General features: G+C 64.3%; 17 protein-coding genes and 3 tRNA genes. 9 read left to right on the top strand and 11 right to left on the bottom strand.

The window, feature by feature from the left end; all coding sequences use genetic code 11:
- Positions 1-245: 245 nt before the first annotated feature.
- Complete coding sequence (gene purB, locus G503_RS0100745; RefSeq protein WP_028026074.1) at positions 246-1,595, bottom strand: adenylosuccinate lyase; 1,350 nt, start codon at positions 1,593-1,595, stop codon at positions 246-248.
- 214 nt (positions 1,596-1,809) lie between these two features.
- Here purB and G503_RS0100740 point away from each other — a divergent pair.
- A tRNA-Ser gene (locus G503_RS0100740) sits at positions 1,810-1,900 on the top strand.
- A gap of 453 nt (positions 1,901-2,353) precedes the next feature.
- Here G503_RS0100740 and G503_RS12950 read toward each other — a convergent pair.
- The 5 genes from G503_RS12950 to G503_RS16165 form a co-directional block, all read right to left on the bottom strand.
- Positions 2,354-2,716: a hypothetical protein gene (locus tag G503_RS12950; protein WP_035021232.1), complete on the bottom strand. Its 363-nt coding sequence runs from the start codon at positions 2,714-2,716 to the stop codon at positions 2,354-2,356.
- A gap of 203 nt (positions 2,717-2,919) precedes the next feature.
- Positions 2,920-3,981, bottom strand: a complete 1,062-nt coding sequence (locus G503_RS0100730; protein WP_028026073.1) for a 4-(cytidine 5'-diphospho)-2-C-methyl-D-erythritol kinase — start codon at positions 3,979-3,981, stop codon at positions 2,920-2,922.
- A gap of 133 nt (positions 3,982-4,114) precedes the next feature.
- Positions 4,115-4,654: a nucleoside deaminase gene (locus G503_RS12945; RefSeq protein ID WP_051190790.1), complete on the bottom strand. Its 540-nt coding sequence runs from the start codon at positions 4,652-4,654 to the stop codon at positions 4,115-4,117.
- Between the two features lie 222 nt (positions 4,655-4,876).
- Entirely contained in the window at positions 4,877-5,056 is a 180-nt protein-coding gene (locus tag G503_RS0100720; protein WP_028026072.1) for a hypothetical protein, read from the bottom strand.
- Positions 5,053-8,988, bottom strand: coding sequence for a DUF5011/hyalin repeat domain-containing protein (locus G503_RS16165; RefSeq protein WP_169628131.1), 3,936 nt, complete (start codon positions 8,986-8,988; stop codon positions 5,053-5,055). The genes G503_RS0100720 and G503_RS16165 overlap by 4 nt, the downstream gene beginning before the upstream one ends.
- 1,036 nt (positions 8,989-10,024) lie before the next feature.
- On the opposite strand from G503_RS16165, the gene G503_RS0100705 reads away from it, so the two are divergent.
- The 4 genes from G503_RS0100705 to G503_RS16620 all read left to right on the top strand — a co-directional run bounded on the left by G503_RS0100705 (position 10,025) and on the right by G503_RS16620 (position 11,952).
- Positions 10,025-10,315, top strand: a complete 291-nt coding sequence (locus G503_RS0100705; protein ID WP_028026069.1) for a type II toxin-antitoxin system RelB/DinJ family antitoxin — start codon at positions 10,025-10,027, stop codon at positions 10,313-10,315.
- The gene (locus G503_RS0100700) at positions 10,308-10,592 is read left to right on the top strand and encodes a type II toxin-antitoxin system YafQ family toxin (RefSeq protein WP_084636179.1); all 285 of its coding nucleotides are present in this window, start codon (positions 10,308-10,310) and stop codon (positions 10,590-10,592) included. Before G503_RS0100705 ends, G503_RS0100700 begins: the two co-directional genes overlap by 8 nt.
- A gap of 85 nt (positions 10,593-10,677) precedes the next feature.
- A complete protein-coding gene (locus tag G503_RS15375; RefSeq protein WP_028026067.1) occupies positions 10,678-11,823 on the top strand; it encodes an RNA polymerase sigma factor in 1,146 nt (381 codons plus the stop codon).
- 15 nt (positions 11,824-11,838) lie between these two features.
- Entirely contained in the window at positions 11,839-11,952 is a 114-nt protein-coding gene (locus G503_RS16620) for a LuxR C-terminal-related transcriptional regulator (protein WP_156891866.1), read from the top strand.
- A gap of 53 nt (positions 11,953-12,005) precedes the next feature.
- On the opposite strand, the gene G503_RS0100690 is transcribed toward G503_RS16620, so the two are convergent.
- A complete protein-coding gene (locus tag G503_RS0100690) occupies positions 12,006-12,293 on the bottom strand; it encodes a helix-turn-helix transcriptional regulator (RefSeq protein ID WP_028026066.1) in 288 nt (95 codons plus the stop codon).
- Positions 12,271-12,642, bottom strand: a complete 372-nt coding sequence (locus G503_RS15850; RefSeq protein ID WP_084636178.1) for a type II toxin-antitoxin system RelE/ParE family toxin — start codon at positions 12,640-12,642, stop codon at positions 12,271-12,273. Before G503_RS15850 ends, G503_RS0100690 begins: the two co-directional genes overlap by 23 nt.
- 281 nt (positions 12,643-12,923) lie before the next feature.
- On the opposite strand from G503_RS15850, the gene G503_RS0100685 reads away from it, so the two are divergent.
- Positions 12,924-13,011: transfer RNA gene (locus G503_RS0100685), tRNA-Ser, on the top strand.
- A gap of 98 nt (positions 13,012-13,109) precedes the next feature.
- Here the strand turns inward: G503_RS0100685 and G503_RS0100680 are convergent.
- From G503_RS0100680 to G503_RS0100670, 3 genes are all read right to left on the bottom strand, one after another.
- Positions 13,110-13,358, bottom strand: a complete 249-nt coding sequence (locus tag G503_RS0100680; RefSeq protein WP_156891843.1) for a hypothetical protein — start codon at positions 13,356-13,358, stop codon at positions 13,110-13,112.
- 100 nt (positions 13,359-13,458) lie between these two features.
- Positions 13,459-13,818 (bottom strand): MarR family winged helix-turn-helix transcriptional regulator, encoded by a 360-nt coding sequence (locus G503_RS0100675; RefSeq protein WP_156891842.1) that lies wholly within the window; start codon positions 13,816-13,818, stop codon positions 13,459-13,461.
- 27 nt (positions 13,819-13,845) lie between these two features.
- Positions 13,846-15,273 carry a citrate synthase gene (locus tag G503_RS0100670; protein ID WP_235715455.1) on the bottom strand — a complete coding sequence of 476 codons (1,428 nt, stop codon included), beginning with the start codon at positions 15,271-15,273 and terminating at the stop codon, positions 13,846-13,848.
- Between the two features lie 333 nt (positions 15,274-15,606).
- Between G503_RS0100670 and G503_RS0100665 the strand changes: the two genes are divergently transcribed.
- The 3 genes from G503_RS0100665 to G503_RS0100655 all read left to right on the top strand — a co-directional run bounded on the left by G503_RS0100665 (position 15,607) and on the right by G503_RS0100655 (position 18,639).
- Positions 15,607-15,683 (top strand) — tRNA-Arg (locus G503_RS0100665).
- A 226-nt stretch (positions 15,684-15,909) separates the two neighbouring features.
- Positions 15,910-17,277 carry a magnesium transporter gene (locus G503_RS0100660; protein WP_028026062.1) on the top strand — a complete coding sequence of 456 codons (1,368 nt, stop codon included), beginning with the start codon at positions 15,910-15,912 and terminating at the stop codon, positions 17,275-17,277.
- Between the two features lie 18 nt (positions 17,278-17,295).
- A complete protein-coding gene (locus tag G503_RS0100655) occupies positions 17,296-18,639 on the top strand; it encodes an NRAMP family divalent metal transporter (RefSeq protein ID WP_051190789.1) in 1,344 nt (447 codons plus the stop codon).
- Positions 18,640-18,650: the final 11 nt, after the last annotated feature.

Here is an 18,650-nt window from a genome sequence, read left to right as displayed (position 1 = left end):
TCGGATCGAGGGGACGAAGCCACGCGAAATCGCTCAAGGACCTCACCGCATTCGTCAACCAATTCCCGCAGGTGAAAACCATGGTTGTCGGATCGCGCGAATGGCCGCTTGAAGCATTCCTGCAGGAAGACGTGCCGCTTTTCTCATAGAGTCGAAACCCATCTCATAGCCCACAAAAAAGCGCCGGCCCGCGAAGGGTCGGCGCTTTGCGTTGGAGGCAGGGGGATGGCGCTCGGCGCGAGCCCCTAGAACTCCAGGGCCTCCAGGCGGTCGAAGACCACGTCCTTGCGGGTGAGGAAATCCCAGGGGTCGAAGATCTCGTCGAGCTTCTCGGCCGTGAGCAGCGCGGCGGCCTCGTCGTCGGCCTCCAGGCGCTCGCGGTAGGTGGGGCCGTCCACAGCGTTCTGGATATCCTCCCACACCTTCATGGCGTTGCGCTGCACGATGACGTAGGCGTCCTCGCGGGTGATGCCGGCGTCCACCAGGGCCAGCAGCACCTTGCTGGAGAAGATGAGGCCCTTCGTGCGCCACAGGTTGTGCTCCATCTTGGCCGGGTAGGTCTGCAGGCCGTCCAGCATCCACTGCATCTTCGCGAACATGTAGTCCAGTGCCGTGAAGCTGTCGGCCAAAACCACGCGCTCGGCGCCGGAATGGGAGATGTCGCGCTCGAACCACAGGGCCACGTTATCGAAGGCCACCTGGGCGTTCGCCTTCACCACGCGGGCAAGGCCGCACACGCGCTCGGCCGTGATGGGGTTGCGCTTGTGGGGCATGGCGCTGGAGCCCTTCTGGCCCTTGGTGAACGGCTCCTCGGCCTCGATGACGTCGGACTGCTGCAGCAGGCGCACCTGCATGGCGATGGATTCCAGGGTGGAGGCGGTCACGGCCAGGGCGGCCATCACCTGGGCGTGGCGGTCGCGGGCCAGCACCTGGGTGGACAGCGGGTCGGGGGTAAGGCCCAGCTTCTCGCACACGTACTGCTCCACATAGGGGTCGATGGAGGAGTAGGTGCCCACCGCACCGGAGATAGCGCCTGTGGCGGCCACGGCGCGGGCCTCCTCCATGCGGGTGAGGGCGCGCTTCAAGGCCCAGGCCCAGCTGCCGAACTTCATGCCGAAGGTCATGGGCTCGGCGTGGATGCCGTGGGTACGGCCCACGCAGAGGGTGTTCTGGAACTCGAAGGCACGGCGCTTGCACGTCTCGCCCAAGCGCTTGATGTCCTCGATGATGATGTCGCAGGCCTGGGTGACCTGGTAGGAAAGCGCGGTGTCGCCCAAATCGGAGGAGGTCATGCCGTAGTGCACCCAGCGGCTCGGCTTGTCGCCGCCCTCGGGGATGTCGGCGTCAATGTAGTTGGCCATGCACGTGGTGAAGGCGATGACGTCGTGGTTGGTCACCTTCTCGATCTCGTCGATCTCCTCCACGGTGAAGTCGGCGTGGTCGCGGATCCACTGGGCCTCTTCCCGCGTGATGCCCGCTTGGCCCAGCTCGGCCTGGGCCTCGCAGGCCAAAACCTCGATTTCCTTCCAGATGGCGAACTTGTTCTCAAGCTCCCAGATGCGGCCCATTTCCGGACGGGTGTAGCGACCAATCACGTGCGTTTCCTTTCCTCGTGCCTGCGCGACCGCCCGCGCGGCCCGCTTCAATGCTCTGTGCGTAGGGTACCAAAAACTGCGGCCGCCAGCGGGGCTTTCCCGCCCAATCGCCCCTTTCCGCAGCCGTAGGGCCGCCGCAAAGGGCAGTCTTTGCGAAAGTGGCGAATATGCCGTTGCAGAAAACGCGCCGCTCGGGTAAGATACGAACTTACGCGGAGGAGTGACCGAGAGGCCGAAGGTGCTCGCCTGCTAAGTGAGTATGCCCCACAAGGGCATCTAGGGTTCGAATCCCTACTCCTCCGCCACTTTGCCTGCTACGCTCCCAACTGGGGGCGTTTTTTGTTGCTGAGCAGGCGGCGTCGTGGGGTCGCAGGAGCGACGGGAGCCCAAGCCTCAGCAGAGGCCCGTCGCAGCCCTCGTGAACCGCGATGCGATGCGGCCGTGGCCGTTTCGCGGCACAGCGCGGAACCAAATCGGCGGTTTGCGCCTTGGGCGAGAAAATTATTGTCGCAAACACCGACTTTGGTTCCCTTCGGGGTGCCGCAAAACGCCGGTTTGGTTCCCGACTCCCACAAAACCCCTGGTCAGATTTTGCCGAACCAGACCCTCCGGGAACCAAAGTGGTCATATGAGACAGAAAACATCCATCGTCTGCCGGAACGGCGCGTTTGGTTCCCTGGGCTCGCCGGTGGCGGCATGCTTGGCGCAAGGCGACGCGTTTTCGATGGCAAGCTCGCCTCCCGCCGAGGCACTGGCAGCTATCGTTGCCAGGGCCAGCGGCGATGGGTGGTGGCGGCCAGGCGCTTTTTGCGGTAGTGGGGGTTATGCTTCAGAAAGCGATGGTTGCACAGGCGCGTGATGGCCAGGCCCACCAGGCCCACGGCCATGAAGCTCAGCGTGAGATCGAGCACCGCCGGCGCGTTGTCGAAAAACGCGTACACCGATGCCGCGCCGAAAAGCGCGCTCAGCACGCCACAGACCCAGGAGAACACCTGAATGAGCACCTCTTTGGCCCGCGCCGGCGAATGGCGGTAGGTGACCACCAGATAGATGATGGCAGCTACCACCGCCAACAGGATGACCAGGGGCACAATGCGAGAGAGGCGAGCGATAAGTCCCATGGCATGCTCCTTTCGGCGAGCGCGGTTGTATTCGCCCATTTTATCGGCAGCCCGACTGTTTTGGCGCGACAACCGCCGCTCTCCAAAGGTTCGTTACGTTCGCGGCAGAGCAGAGCGGAGCCGAGCCGGCGTACGGCGGGGTAGCGCGCTACCGGCGGCTGGGAACGATGGCAGCACGCAGGGGCGCGACGGCCGCGACGGGGTTACCGGCGGCTGGGAACGATGGCGGCGCGCAAGCCCGACAGGCTCGTTGGGCGCGCCCACCAGCCTTGCTTGCTGGCCGCCACGGCCAGGGCGCTGGCAGCTTCGAAGGTGTCGACCAAGGCGAAGGTGGCCGACCCGCTGCCGCAGAGCAGCACCTTTTCGGCGCCCACCTGATCGGCCAGCCACGCGCGCACCTGAGCCAGCTCGGGCAGCAGGGCCTCGGCCGCAGGGGCCAAGTTGTTGGCCAGGGGCACGTCGGCGGCATCGGCAGCAGCGCAGGCCGCATCTAGCACCGCCGGCTGCACCGGCGTCGGCTGCTCGTCGAAGCGGCGGTATGCCTCGGCGGTAGACACGCCCGCTGCGGGCTTCACCAGCACCATCGCCTGGCGCGACGGAACCAGCGCGCGTTCCAGCGCATCGCCGGTGCCCCCCAGCTGAGCGCACCCTCCCTGCAGGAAGAACGCCACGTCGGCACCGAGCGAGCGGGCCACGGCCACCACGCGATCGTCATCAGCGGAAACGCCCCAAAGCTGAGCCAAGGCCACCAGCATCGCGGCGGCGTTCGACGAGCCGCCGCCCAGGCCGCCTTGGGCGGGAATCTGCTTCTCGATGCGCACCGCCACACGCTGCGCCTCTTCGCGGCCAAGGGCGCGGGCCAGGGCGTCGGCCGCCTTGAACACCAGGTTGTCGGCGGCGGGCACCACCAAGTCCTGGCCCGTGCGATCCGACAGATCGATACAAGCCAGCAGGTTGTCCGCAGGGCCGCCCACGGCCGCATCGGGACGCGCGGCCGTCGCAGCCGCCGCAATCTCGTCGGCCGTCGCCGGCGAGGCGGCCACGTACATCGTGTCATGCAGCGCCAGGGCGTGCATGATGGTGCGCGCCTCGTGGTAGCCGTCCGCCCGCGCAGCCCCGATGGCCAGCAGCAGGTTCACCTTCGCCGGCGACACCAGCTTCAGTGAGCCGGGCCCCAGAAACGTCGTGGGCGACCACTGGGCATCGCGGGCCGCGGCCAGCAGGTTCACCTCGGCCTCGCGGTTCCGCTGAACATTGTCGGTCATTCGTCATCCTTTCCACGGGCGGAGCACTTGCGTGTAGTCGCCTTGACCGTCCTACCCTCAACCTAGCCCATCCAAAGATTCTTCGGCCCCGCACTACGCGCTTCGCTCGAGACGACAAAGAACCCACCACCCATTATTCGAGGTTCGCTGTCGGCTTCTTGCGGCGGCTGCGGAAGAAATCGCGCAGCAGGGCCACGCACTCGCTCTCGCGCACGCCGCCCACTGCCTCGAACTGGTGGTTCAGCCGCTCGTCGGCGTGGATGTTATACAGCGTTCCCAGCGCGCCGGCCTTCCGGTCGGGCGCGCCGTACACGCAACGGCTCACCCGCGCCTGGTGCATCAGACCCGCGCACATGATGCAGGGTTCCAGCGTGACGTACACCGTACAGTCAGTCAGGCGCCACGCATCCAGCACGCGCGCGGCCTCTTTCAGGGCGATGAACTCCGCGTGACCCGCCGGGTCGCGATCGGTTTCGCGGCGATTATGGGCGCGGGCGATAACCCGCGGCGGCGCCACGGGTCGGCGCGTCCCGCGATCGATGGGCTCGTACACCACCACCGCCCCGATGGGCACCTCGCCAGCCGCAGCCGCAGCCCGGGCCTCTTCCAAGGCCAGGGCCATGTACTGCTCGTCCAGAGCGCGCTGTTCCTCGGGTGTGCGATGTTCGTTCATAGCGGGAATTATAGCGAATGAGGCAAACGGCAGCCCCGGGGGCAGCCCGATCCCCTAATTTCCACGTGCCGAGGCGAAAATCGGGCGCGATTTCCGGTTTTCCACCGTTGTACCCCTCCAAAACGTGGAAATCGGGAAATCGCGCCCTGTTTTCAGGCCGTAACGGTGGAAAAACGGAAATCGGGGCAGTTTTTCGCGAAGCCACGGCCGACGGGGCGCCTACTATTCTTCCTCGACGTCGTCGTATTGGTGAATCTTGCGGTACAGCAGCCACGACCAGAAAATCACGATCAGCACCGTGGCCGCGGCCCACACCCAGTCGGCGGCGCAGAAACCGACACTGGCCAGCATCACCGCGCCGAGGCCGACGGTGATATACAGCACTACGTCGAAGGGTTTCACGAGCAGCTCCTTCCCCACCTGCGGCGCGTGTCATCCTCGCCGCGGGCGCGCGCCTCTTGGCGCAAGCGCATCATGGTGTAGGCGCTGGTGAGCAGAATCATCAGCGCGAACAGAGGGTGCAGCGGGCAGGGGCCCAAAATGCCGCCGGTTTGGGGAAGGGCATGGATGCGGGAGGCCCAGCCAGAACCGCTGCCCGCGCCGTCACCCAAGCCGTTGCCCGCGCCCGAACCGTTGCCACCGTTGCCGGAACCCGAGCCATCGCCGCTGCCGTTTCCTGTACCGCTCATAGAGCCGCCGGCGGTACTCTCGCGCACTTCGTAGGTGAGCCGCAGCTCGGTGGTGTTGCCCCACGCGTCGGCTATCGTCTGGTCGGCATACCACAGGCCCGGAGTCGAGCGATCAATGGAACCGACCGCCTTGCGATAGGCGTCGAACAGGCGCACCTCGCCGCGCGTGAGCGCGGCGCGCGCTTTGCCTGCGGCGCCATCATCGGCCGCAAACGCATAGCGGCTCGCGATGAACGCGCTCATGGCCTCCGGCGTTACCCGCTCGTCGGCTGTGCTCACGATCACGTGGTCTTCCACCACAGATCGGGTCAGGCCCGTGTCGGGATCCACGACCACCTCGGAAGGCGTCAGCGGCGTACCCGACGGCGTGCCGCCGGGATTACCGGGGTCGCTGCCACCCGGCCCCTCGGGCCCACCGGGCTGCGAGGGCGTCACCGAGGGCGAGCTGGATGTGACCACATAGCGCAGGCGAACGGTGACCGTGTTGCCGTTCTGGTCGGCCACCTTGTAGGTGATAAGCCAAGAGCCGGGGCGGGAAAGGTCGATGGACGAGACGCCCGTGCCGGCCCCGTCGGCCAGGGCCAGTGCCAGCTCGGTCACCGCACCGCCGCCCTCGGGCGTGAAGGCATAGCGGCGCAGCATGAGGCTGCGGGCGTCGGCCATGGTCAGGCTGCTGCCGGGCCGCACCTTCACGTACATGGCGTCCTCGATCACCGCGTGCTGGGTGCCGTCGGGTGCGACGGTGGGCGGATAAGCCGGATCGATGGGGCGCGGACGCGGATTCAGCGGGTCGTCGCCCGGCTGCGGATTCGGGTCGGTGCCGGGGTCGGGCGTGACGATGGTGCCGGGAATGCTGGAGCTGACCAGGTGATAGGTAAGGCGCACCGTAGTGGTGTTGCCCTTCGCATCGCGCACGAGGTAGGTGATGAGGTAGTCGGCTACGCGGGAGGTGTCGATGGTCGACAGCTGATTGCCGGCGGCGTTCTTCATCGACTGCACGGTCACCGTCACTTTGTCGCCACCGTCCACGTCGGTCGGCAGGAAGTGGCGGCGCAGCAGGGCCTCGGCACCCGCAGCATCCATGGTGCCGTGGGTGACGGCCTCGGTCACCGAGCAGTCCACCTCGACGGACTGCGTGCCATCCGCGCCCTCCGTCACCGGGCCCGAGGGCTCAATCGGCTCTCCGGGCTTCTGCGGTCCCGTTGGGTCGGCAGGGTCGATCGGCTCCAGCGGCCGGATCGGCGGGCACTCGTCGCGGAACACCTCGTAGGTAAGGTTCACCGTCGCGGTGTTGCCATCGGCATCGGCCCGCGTGCAGGAGATCAGGTAGGTGCCGGGCTTCGACAGGTCGATCGATCCCACGGGATTGCCGTTGGCCGTTGCCATCGTCAGCGACCGCTCGGTCGTGGCACCACCCCCGAGGGCGGCGAACGTATAGCGGCCCTCCATCAGCTCGCGCGCGGCCTGAAGCGAGAGCGCCTCGCCGGCGCGGGCGGGCACGCGCAGCTTGTCGGACATCACCGCGTGGTGCGTGCCGTCGGGGTGGATATGGGGAGGATCGCTCGGCTCGAGGGGCGCGGGGTTGGGATCGGTGGGCGTGGGGTGCGGTTTCACTTCCGGAGCCTTGGTCTTAACCAGATGATACGTCAGGCGCACCGTGGTGGTGTTGCCCTCATCGTCGGCGGCCAGATAAGTAATAAGGTAATCCGCTGGGCGGGAAAGGTCGATGGACGACACATCACCGCCCGCGAGCTCCTTCATGGACTGCACCGTCAGATGAGCGCGCGCGTCAGCCAGCGTCGCCACATCGAAGTGGCGCTGCAGCAGGGCGAGCGCGCCAACTTGGTCTATGGTCCCCGGGCCCGTCGCCTCGGTGGCCTCGCAATCCACCGTGGCGTGCTGGGTGCCGTCGGGATCGGTGGTCACCGGCCCCGAGGGGGACAGCGGATCGTCGGGCGCCTTCGGCCCGTCGGGGTCGTTGGGGTCGACCGGCACAATCGGACGCACCACGGGGCAGTTATCCCGGATGGTGGAATAATGCAGCAGGATGGTGGTGGTGTTGCCCTGGGCGTCGGTGATCACGCGCTTGACCGTGCACTCGCCGGGCACCTTGGTGTCGAAGGAGGCGATCGGGTCGCCCGCGTCGTCCAGCAGCGTGTCCACCTTAGTGGTGGGCGCCGCCGTGGAGGACGCCGCGTAGCGGTAGTCCATCATGGCGGTCGCCTCGTCCGGCTCCAAAAGGCCCCCGAAGGGAGGAGCCGCCGGGTCGATCATCTCGGAGACCGTCTCCTCGATGACGGCGTGGCGCAGGCCCTCGCCGTCCTCCTTGACGGTCGGGCCGGGCACGGGGTCGGAGCCCGGGCCCAGGGGCGGCCCCACGGGCGGCGCGTAGCCGGGGTCGCCCGGGTCGGCCAGGCTGCCCGCGGGCCGATCCACGGCGGGCGGCTCGGTGGAGGACACCCTCAGCGGCGCCGACAGGTTGCCCGCGGCGTCCTCGGCCCGGTAGTAGCCGTTCGGGAGCGCTCCGACGGCTTGAACCTCGTCGCCCCTCTTGTCGTTGTCGGCGCCCGTCAGCGGAAACTCTCGGAACGCGGTTGCTCGCGCGCTTGCGGCGACGGCGCCCGTCGCATCGGTGCGGTGCAGCCGCCACACGCCCGAGGTGGCCTTGGCTGCGTCGGTCGGTTTGTCGGTCAGCACGTATCCCAGCGCCCCGCCGCCCTCGATGCGCGGCGCCAAGGTGTCGATCTTCACCTTGCCCGCCTTCTGCACCGACACCGCGCCCGTGGAGCTGTTGCGCGCCTGGGCGCCGAGGTCGATGCCGGCGGTGTCGGGCGTGCGCGTCCACGACGGGTCGGCCCTCGTGAGCGACTTCGCGCCGCCCTCCGAGGGAGTCAGCTCCATGACGTCGTAGTCCCCGGGGTAGAAGGTGACGGTGACCGGAGACGTGTTCCACCCGTTCTCATTGGCCGCGGGCAGCCGCGTGTAGTGGTAGTCGTGTCCCGGCGTCCCCCACGACGACGGGTCGTCGGGGTCGGCATCGCCGGGAGCGGCGGTCAGGGGGTGCTCGTTCACCAGATGAACCGTGTGCCAGCGCTCGCCTCTGAACGAGTCCTCGGAGAGCCGGTTTGAAAGCTCCACCTCAGTACCGTCGGCAGAGACCCGCGCCCAATAGGAAACCTCCACGCCATCATTGCCGACCAGCTCTACGGGAACTCCCCCATCGCTCCATGGCGTGGCCTCCTTCAAGGACGTGGCTACCACGCGACCGCCTACCTTGACCGGATGGCTCGAATCAACCTCACCCTTGAGCCCCACCGTGGGATGCCCCTCATCGCCGAGGGCTCCCAGGTGCATCTCATAGCGTTCCTTATAGCCATTGCGGACGGCCCCACCGTCCTTGTTGCGCACCGTGCAGCGGACTTCCACCCACTCCCCCGACAGAAGTGCATCGTCTTGTCCCACCCGCGAGCCATCCCCGCGATACACAGCCACTCCCGATATCTCGGGATCAAGATAGGGAAGACTCATGGAGTTGAAGGTGACCGTCGACTCCAGGTTACCTGGCGGTCGAGGAGAATTGGGATCAAGGCCATAGGGAAACCACTCGAACGCTCCCCCGAGGTAGAGCCATCCCTTGTCACCCACCGCCTCGCGGACATCGCCCGCTGAAACCGTACTACCCCCAATAGTCAAGGTTCCCGTGTTCGTAGAGGCATCGTAGGTGAATACCCCAGACCCGTTCCTCCACCACCGGACAGATTCCTTGTTATAAATAGTATTATCCTGGACATATCTGAGTTTCGTAAAACCCTCCGTGCGGCGGGGAGAGTTGTAGGCGAGGCCATCGTAGTCCCACGACCACACCGGGCTATTGGCAAGCGTTGGGGTTGCAACCAGGCTCAAACCTACCCCAATAGTGTGCTTAGTGTAGTTTATCGACTCATTAAAGACCGGGTCAGGACAGTTATACCCCAACGTCACGGTCCAACTGTGCCGAAGGGAGACCGGGAACTTGCTTACAAAGATGGCACAACTCTCCCAGTAGGTATCATTGTACCGCGTGATATAGTGATCGCGCTGTAGCGTCGACGCGATGCGCAGGGTGTTCCCCGTGATACGGCCCGGCTTACCGCTATAGTTGAGCACCTGGAAAAAATCTCCGTAATTCGTCGTGCCTGCGAATCCGGCATCTGCTGCAGCCTCTTCCACAGTGGGCGCTCCAGGCACCAGCGGCAGCAAGCTCGAGGCCAATAAAACAGCAAAGGCGCCTCTCAGCACCTTGCTCAGAAGCACCCACCCCCCAGCGCGTTTTCGATCCCCGGAAGTCTCCCCTTCTTCCCAGTCGTCGACAGTCGTCTTGCCCCTGGTCAGCGAGATAGCACGGGGCGCGTTTTGGGTTCTCATGGCCGTCTCTCCTCGATTAGCCCGCCGCCTCTCTCACGCCGGCCGGGCCCATAGGAACACTTCATCACAAGAAGAATCGCGTCAAAAGGGAAAACGGCCCAAAATTTCCCCCACCACCCCGAAAAACCACGCCAACCATCAAAACCAACACCCCAGCAAACCCAACCGCACAAACATTTGCCAAGAAAATCGCAGTCTGCTTATGCAAGTCCACATCCTTGAAAATCTGAGGTATACTTAATAATACTAAGTTTACTATCTTACCGAGGAGGTTTCCATGAGCGCAACGGTAATGGAGCCCATTAGCTCAAAGCTTCGTAGCGACGAAAAATCAACGTTCATCGCCACCTGTGACAGCATTGGCACAACACCGAGCAATGCCATCCGCATGTTCGTCAGTGCCTTCAACAGATGTGGTGGTTTCCCCTTCGACCCTTCAAACCCCTACGGCTTCAGCGACGAGACCCTACAGGCCATGTCAGATGCAGCTGGGGGACGAAACCTCATCGGTCCTTTTGCAAGCACTGATGAGATGTGGGACGCGATTCTCGGCGACGACAATGAATAAATACCAGCTCGCCATCACTTCTCAGTTCAAAAAAGATATCCGACGCGCTCTTAAGCGAGGCAAGAGCAAGAAGAAACTCGATGCAGCTATTAACCGCCTTCTCGCCGGCGAAGCTCTCCCCGCAGCCATGCGAGATCACGAGCTGTCCGGATGCTATCGAGATCATCGAGAATGTCACATTGAACCCGACTGGCTCCTCATCTACAGAATTGATCGCGGGCAACTCATTCTCACTGCGGTTCGTGCAGGATCGCATTCCGACCTTTTTGGGGAATAGCGGCCGATTGGGCGCTTTCGCTGGGGATGGGTTCACGCTATGATAGGCGCCACGAAACGCAAGCGAGGCGGAAGGCGGTGGCGCAGTGGCGCGGAATCAACGGGATCGCGAGGCGCTGGCCCAGCTGGTCATGCGGGCGCAAGCCGGCGATCGCGCGGCCTTCGAGGAATTGTATCGCCGCACCGCCCAAGCGCAGTTCTGCCTGATCGCGGCCAAAATCGGCTACGAGGCGGCGGCCGACGTGCTGCAGGAGCAGTACCTTATCGTGTGGCGCAACATCCAGGACGTGAAGCCCACGGCCGTGCTGGGGTATCTGGGGTCGGTGGGACGCAATCTGTGCCGCCAGCACCTGGAGCGCATCAGCGGGCCGCGGCGCACGGTGCCCCTGGATGCCGACGCGCTGGAAGGGGCCGACGACGCGCCCGACGAGGTGGCTACCGCCCTGCACGACACCAGCGTGGACCCCGCCAATGTGGTAACGGCGGCCGATGAGCGCGCTCGGCTGGCCCGTGCGCTGCGCGACGAGCTGACCGATTTCGAGCGCACCTGCGTGGTGATGCGCTACTACCAGGGTGCGAAGATCGACGAGATCGCCGAGGCACTGGAATCGTCGCGCAACACCGTGAAGCGCACCCTGTCGCGGGCGCTTCTGACCCTGCGCACGAAAATGGGCCTGGCGCCGTGGGGTGCCCTGGGGTTGTCGGGCGCGTTGGCCGATGCCGTGGAATCGCGCATGGCCGCCGGCGCACGGGCGCTGGAACGGCGGCGACCCTGGCTGTCGCTGGCCACCGGCGCCGTGGGCGCGGCCACCGTGGGCGTGACGGCAGGGGCCATCGCGTTTGCCGTCATGGCACCCCCTGCTGCGCCGGCGCCAGAACCGGAGTCCGTCACCATTGACGAGGCGGCCGTGCCGGCGGCCTCGTCGGCCGAGATCGACACCGCCGCGCCCCACCTGGAAAGCGTGCGCGTGGAGGACAACCTCACCGTGCTGCGCTTCACCGACGAGAGCGGCGTGCGCGACGTGTGGTGCGTCGGTGCCGATGGCACCGAACATCGCGCCGTATCCCACGAGTCGCACCCCAGCGAGCCCCCGTATAGCACGTGGCGCTTCGACCTTGCCACCGGCACCTACGAGGCCCACGCCCTCGACAACGAGGGCAATGAGGCCGTCGGGGAAATCACCACCGAGATCTATCCCGCCGACCCCGCCCCCTGGCAGCCAGAGGCGTAGCGCAGCCGCCCCTATATTCGCGATTCGCTCTACCTGCCGAAGAACACCGTCGCCACCCACATCCGCCACACCTACGAGAAGCTGGGCATCCATTCCCAACAAGAGCCCATCGATTTGGTGGAGGGATAAGAGCTTGGCAGCTTGCGGCACGTCATGGGCACGACGGTGCCAGGCACAGCCCTCTACACGAAGCGAATCTCCAGCTTTTTACCGAAGCCTTGGGCGAGCTTTCCCAGAGTTCTCACGGTGGGGTTAGCGTTGCCTGTTTCGATGCGGCTGATCACCCGTTGGTCAATGCCAGAGGCTTCAGCCAACTGAGCTTGGGTCATATCTGATTCCATGCGCGCCTCAATGATTGCTCTTCGGGCAGCAAATTCGGCCTCGTCCGCTTGCCAACATGCCCGAAACTCTGGGTCGGTCAACTGCCGTTCCAGGTAGCGGTCAAAATCATCTTTCGCTTTGGCCATCATCAACCTCCCTATTAGAACGAGATAAGAAATCAGCCCTATAACGTTCCGCCCGCTCAATTTCCCGTCGAGGTGTTTTCTGGGTCTTTTTCAGAAACCCATGGGTAAGCACGGCGGTGTCACCAACGACAAAGAAGTACAACACCCGCCCCGCTGCTGAGCCGACCGACGTCCTTAATTCGAAGAGGCCATCTCCCAATGGCTTCGAGTCTGGCTCGCCGATATGCGGACCATACAACTTGAGCAGTTGGATGGATCGCAGCGTCTTGCTTCTTAGCTTCTTGTCAATAGCATCGAGATACTCTTCCATAGGAACCGAGCCCGACGGCCGCCGATACCATACGATTCTCATAGGGTATCAACTCCTAGAATAATGATACTACTTTTATATAGTATTTTATAGGTCTGCATGGAAAATCCCCCTTGCCTGACTCCCCTTCTCTCTCTTCTCCTCTTTTACTGAGAATCCTATCACAAACATATGTTCTTATCAATTCATTTTTACGTGCAGATAAAAGTATAACTTTTGGATACTAAGTATTTTTAAGCATAATAGTCACAGTTTCATTGCACAACCGATAAAAGAAATTCTATGCGAAAGAATGGGCGCTGTGGTATCCTTAGGGCTTGCTGGGAGGCGTGGCCGAGTGGTTGAAGGCGGCAGTCTTGAAAACTGTTGTGCCGCGAGGTACCGTGGGTTCGAATCCTACCGCCTCCGCCAGAAACTTAACGGCTCCCTTCGGGGAGCTTTTTCGTCCCCCCTGCTTGATCTGCGAGACAATCCTGCCGTCAAGGGAGCGAGGCCGGCCAACCGCCCCATCACTGCTGCGCTGCAACCGGCGCGTTCCCCTCCCTGAGGGCCTTTACGGCTTTCGCCAAAAAGGCAGCCGTAAGGGCCGTCGAAGCAAGATCGGCAGCGAACATGCCCCAGAATACGGCGATGAGCGGGCCGACGCCGAGCAGGCCGAGCAGCACGAGCGGAGCCACTGCGATAAGGGGCAGCAGGAACACGAACTGCTGGCAGAACGTGAGCACCGTGGCCTTCCCCGCGCCGCATTTCTCCGCCAACTTAGTGACATATCAATAGCGCATCATAGCACAGGGAACGACCTCTCCTGCTCGCAGGAGACCGAAGACGGCCGTATGGGATCGAATGACATATCACCGTTTAGTTGCTGTTGTCCACCTCCTGGGTGATGAGCCCCTTGGCCTCCAGGCTCTTCGCGACGCGGTTGATCAGCGCCGGGTCGCGATGCTGGCGCTTCGCGATGTCGCGCTGGCTCGATCCTTCCAGGTTCACGCCGTCCAGCTCGCGATGGCGCAGCGTGATCAGCACCGGGTATTCCGACGCGCCGATCCCGTAGGGCTTCACCGCTTTCACGATCTGCGCCTGATAGCGGTTCACCGTCAGCACCAACCGCTGCGGTAGCCGCGCCGACAGCGGAATCTCGTTCACGAAGCCCTCGGGCTGTGCCGTCTCAGGCAGCGGCGCCCCGGCCGCCCCCGTCGCGACCGGGCCCTTCGCCATCTTCGACACCTCGGTCACCACAGCCGTCTAGCGCTGCTCGATGGGCAGGTAGGGCTTCATGCCGCGGACGGTGTTCTTGTAGGCGGGGCGGATGATGCGCTTGCCGGCGCCAATCTCCTCGAAGCGGTGCGCCGCCCAGCCGGCCATGCGGGCACAGGCGAACAGCGGCGTGAACAGGTCCTCGGGGATGCCCATCATGGAGTAGATGAAGCCCGAGTACATGTCCACGTTGGCGCACAGCTCCTTCGTGGAGCCCTTCTCGCGGGCGAACACCTCGGGCGTGAGCCGCTCGATGGCCTTCAGCAGGTTCAGCTCGGCCTCGTATTCGGTGCCGGCGGCCAACGACTCGGCGAAGCGCTTGCCGATGATGGCGCGCGGGTCGGACAGGGTGTACACCGCGTGCCCCATGCCGTACACCAGGCCGGTGCCGTCGTAGGCCTGCTTGTTCACGATCTTCGCCAGGTAGGCGGCCACCTCGTCGTCGTCTTCCCAGTTCTGCACGTTCGCCTTAATCTCGGCCTGCATGGCGCGCACCTGATGGTTGGCGCCCCCGTGGCGATGGCCCTTCAGCGAGCCGAAGGCCGCGGCGTAGGCGGAATAGGGGTCGGTGTCCGACGAGGACAGCACGCGCGTGGTGAAGCTGGAATTGTTGCCGCCGCCGTGCTCGGCGTGCAGGCACAGCATGATGTCGAGCATGCGGGCCTCTTCGGCCGTGAACGCGCGGTCGGGGCGCAGCATGGACAGGATGGTCTCCGCCGTGGACTGGCCCGGCGTGAAGCGGTGCATGATCATGGAACCATGGTTAAAGGTGGCCTGCTTGGCATAGTAGGCCAGCACCATGATGCGCGGCAAGCGGCTGATCAGCGACAGGGCCGTGTGAATCTCGTGGCCGGGCGAGCGGTCCTCGGCGCATTCGTCGGCTGCGTACAGGTGCAAGATGGACCGGGCCATCATGTTCATCAGGTCGGGCGCCGTGTCGCGCATAAGAATGTGAGCGGTGAAGCCGTCGGGCAGCTCGCGCTGGGAATCGATGACCTCCACGAAGCGGGCCAGGTTCTCGCTCGTGGGCAGCTCGCCCATGAGCAGCAGGTAAGCCACCTCTTCGTAGGCGAAGCGGCGCGCGGGATCCAGATCGCCCAGCAGATCGTAGATGTCGTAACCGCGCAGGCGCAGGCTTCCCTCGGCCGGCATCTTCTCACCGTCGGACACCACATATCCGTGCACGTTGGACACGTTGGTCATGCCCGCCAGCACGCCGGTGCCGTCGGCGTTGCGCAGGCCGCGCTTCACGTCGTAGGTGCGGTAGCACTCCGGATCGATGGAGTTCACCTGGTAGAAGTTCTCGTACAGGCGCACGCGACGCGCCTCTTCTTCGCTGATCTCGATGGGCTCGGCGCCGTCGATATCCGCATGGTTGTCCACGCGAATGACCGCCTCGTCAATTTCCATAGCCATGGACGCATCCTCTCAAACGCGGGCCTGGGCACGTATCGGGCTATTGTACCGTGCCCCTGCCCAAAAACGCACTAAATTGCGTTTCCGCGAGTCCAGCGTGCGCGATTTTTCGTTTTCGCGAGCTTTGGAATCGCAGGCAACGGGAAAGACTCGCGAAAACGCAATTTTTGAGCATCTATGGCCGAACGCCGTTGCTAACGTAGCGCAGAGGTGCCCCCCCCCTGCAGTCAGCACCGCCCTTGCGGAGGGGCGGCCGGCACTCTTTCAAAAAATTTCGAAAATGTCGTTGACAGGATTGGTAGTTGATGGTTTAATAATCGAGCTGTTTGAAATGCGCCGTTACCTCAGCTGGATAGAGGGACTGACTACGAATCAGTACGTCGGGGGTTCGAATCCCTCACGGCGCACCACTTTGCATCTTGAACCGCTTTCGAGCGGTTTTTTTGTAGGCCGACCAGAAAGGAACACCGTGAAGGTTCGAAAATCGAAACCTCACAGTATGTAACCTTCCGGCTTCTCCCCCGTGGCAGTAGTCGGAAGAAGCGACTACTGTGCGCTGGACGCCCGTGGCAGGCGACGCGATCGAAAGCCCCCGCCCGCATGGCTGCCCCAGCGCTCACCAACGGAGGAACATCTATGCTCTATCTGTCCCAAATGATCGGGGAGCCTGTCGTCGACGCGACCGGCGAGCGCCTCGGCACCATTTCCGACCTGGCCATTTCCACGGGCGAGGTCTTTCCGCGCATCACAAGCCTGGCCTTCCAGGGCCCCGGGCGCGTGCCCTTTATGATCTCGTGGCGCAAGTACGTCGACACCTTCGACGACGACGGCATCGTGCTTTCCGTAGACGCCCACGACATCCGCTTCAGCTACCTGCAGCCCGACGAGGTGCTGCTGGCCCGCGACCTTATGGACCGCCAGATCGTGGACACCCAGGGCATGAAGGTCGTGCGCGTGAACGACCTGAAGCTGTCCCAATCGGGCACCCAGCTGCGCCTGCTCGGCGCCGAGGTGGGCGTGCGCGGCATCCTGCGCGGGCTGCACCCCCTGGTGGAGAAGGCCGTGGTGAACGTAGCGAAGCTGTTCCACAAGAAGGTGGACGAGCAGCTGATCGCCTGGAACTACATGGACCTGCTCGATCGCGACCTGTCGGAAGTGCAGCTGTCGGTGACCCACCGCCGCTTGGACGAGCTGCACCCCGCCGACGTGGCCGACATCTTAGAACAGCTGGATCCCCAGCAGCGCGCCAGCGTGTTCGAGCATTTGGACGACGCGAGGGCCACCGAGGCCATCTCCGAGATGGAAGACGAGTACCAGGCCGAGTTCATCGACGACTTGCCCGACGCGCGGGCCGCCGAGCTCATCGGCAACATGGACCCGGATGATGCCGCCGATATCGTGCGCGACCTGCCCTACGAGAAGGCCGAGACGCTGCTGCGCCTCATGGGCGTGGAGGACGCCGCGGAGATTCGTCGCCTGCTCGGCTACAAGGACGGCACCGCTGGCGGCATGATGACCACCCAGTTCGTAGCCGTGCCCCGCACCTATACCGTGGGCGACACCATCGAGGTGCTGCGCGCCCTGCCCGAGGACCACCCCACGGTGCACTATGTGTACGTCACCGACGAGTACGGCAAGCTGCTCGGCGTGAATTCCCTGCGCACCCTCGTTCTCTTCAACGCCGACCGCCTCATGGGCGACATCATGTTCGACGAGATCATCAGCTGCCTGCCCTCGGAAGAGGAAGAGGACGTGGCCGCCGACATCTTCAAGTACGACATCCCCGCTATGCCCGTGGTGGACGAGCACGGCACCCTGCTCGGCATCGTCACCACCGACGACGCCTGGGACGCCATCGAGGACGACGTGGCCAGCGACAAGACGAAGATGAGCGCCCTGTCCATCGCCGGCATCACCGTGGCGGGCTTGATGGGCCTGTTCCTCTACTCGCTCATTCTGCTGCAGCTGGCCGGCTCGCTGCACCTCGGCGGCCTGCACTACTAAGCGAGCGAGGTGCCATTCATGAACGCGAAGAAAACCTCGCTGACCGCCAACGAGCGCGAGATGGCCCAGGCCGCCTCCGAGCTGGCCGAGACCGGCATTCCCGCCAGCGAACAACCGGGCACCGGCCCCAAGCGCGCGCCCAGCCGCCTGCTGCTCATCTTGGCCGCCATGGGTCCCGGCATCATCACGGCCATGGCCGGCAACGACGCCGGCGGTATCTCCACCTACTCCACGGCCGGCGCCAACTTCGGTTTCGGCACGCTGTGGGTCATCCCCATCATGTGCGTGCTGCTCATCGTGGTGGAGACCACGGCCGGGCGCATGGGAGCGGTCACCGGCAAGGGATTCGCGGCCCTCATCCGCGAGCGCTTCGGCATCCGGCTTGCGGCCTTCGCCATGCTGGCCCTGCTCGTGGGCAACGTGGCCACCACCTTCTCGGAGTTCGCCGGCATCGCGAGCGGCATGGAGATGTTCGGCGTGTCGAAGTACATCTCGGTGCCCGTGGCGGCGCTCGCCGTGTGGCTGCTTGTGGTGGGCGGCTCCTACAAGCGGGTGCAGAATGTGTTTCTGGCTCTGTCGCTCGTGTTCATCACCTATATCGTAGCGGCGTTTCTGGCCCAGCCCGACTGGGGCGCGGCGGCTCACGACACCGTGGTGCCCACCTTCGTCGGCGATGTCGGCTTCATCTCGCTCGTCATCGCCATGATCGGCACCACTATCGCCCCCTGGATGATGTTCTTCACCCAAAGCAACGTGGTGGAGAAGGGCCTGACCACCAAAGACCTGTTCTCCCAGCGGGTGGATGCCGTCTCGGGCACTATCGCCGCTTGCATCGTGGCCTGGTTCATCATCGTGACCACCGGCGCGGTGCTCTTCCCCGCGGGCATCTCCATCGACTCGGCTGCCGACGCCGCTGCGGCCCTGGCCCCCTTCGCCGGCCCCTACGCCGAGGCCCTGTTCGCGGTGGGCCTCATCGCCGCATCGTTTCTGGCGGCCTGCGTGCTGCCGCTGACCACGGCCTTTGTCATCTGCGAGGCCTTCGGCTGGGAGGCCGGCGTGTCGTTCAAGTGGCGCGAGGCCCCCACGTTCAAGTCCATCTTCACCTTCGTGATCGCGTTCTCGGCCATCGTGGTGCTGCTGCCCGATATGAACCTCTTGGCCATGATGCTGACGGCCCAGTTCGTCAACGGCGTCATTTTGCCCATTCTGCTGGCGTTCATGGCCATCATCTCGGCGGACAAGCGCATCATGGGCGCGTACCGTTCGCGCCGCGTGTCGAAGGTGCTGCTGTGGGCCACCGTGGGCGTGGTGGCGGCCCTGACTGCGGTTCTGCTCGTCATGCAGGTGTTGGGGCTGGCGTAGCGCGGACTTGG

It is taken from the genome of Adlercreutzia mucosicola DSM 19490 (assembly GCF_000422625.1).
Classification (GTDB): domain Bacteria; phylum Actinomycetota; class Coriobacteriia; order Coriobacteriales; family Eggerthellaceae; genus Adlercreutzia; species Adlercreutzia mucosicola.
This window is presented reverse-complemented; position numbering and strand designations above follow the sequence as displayed.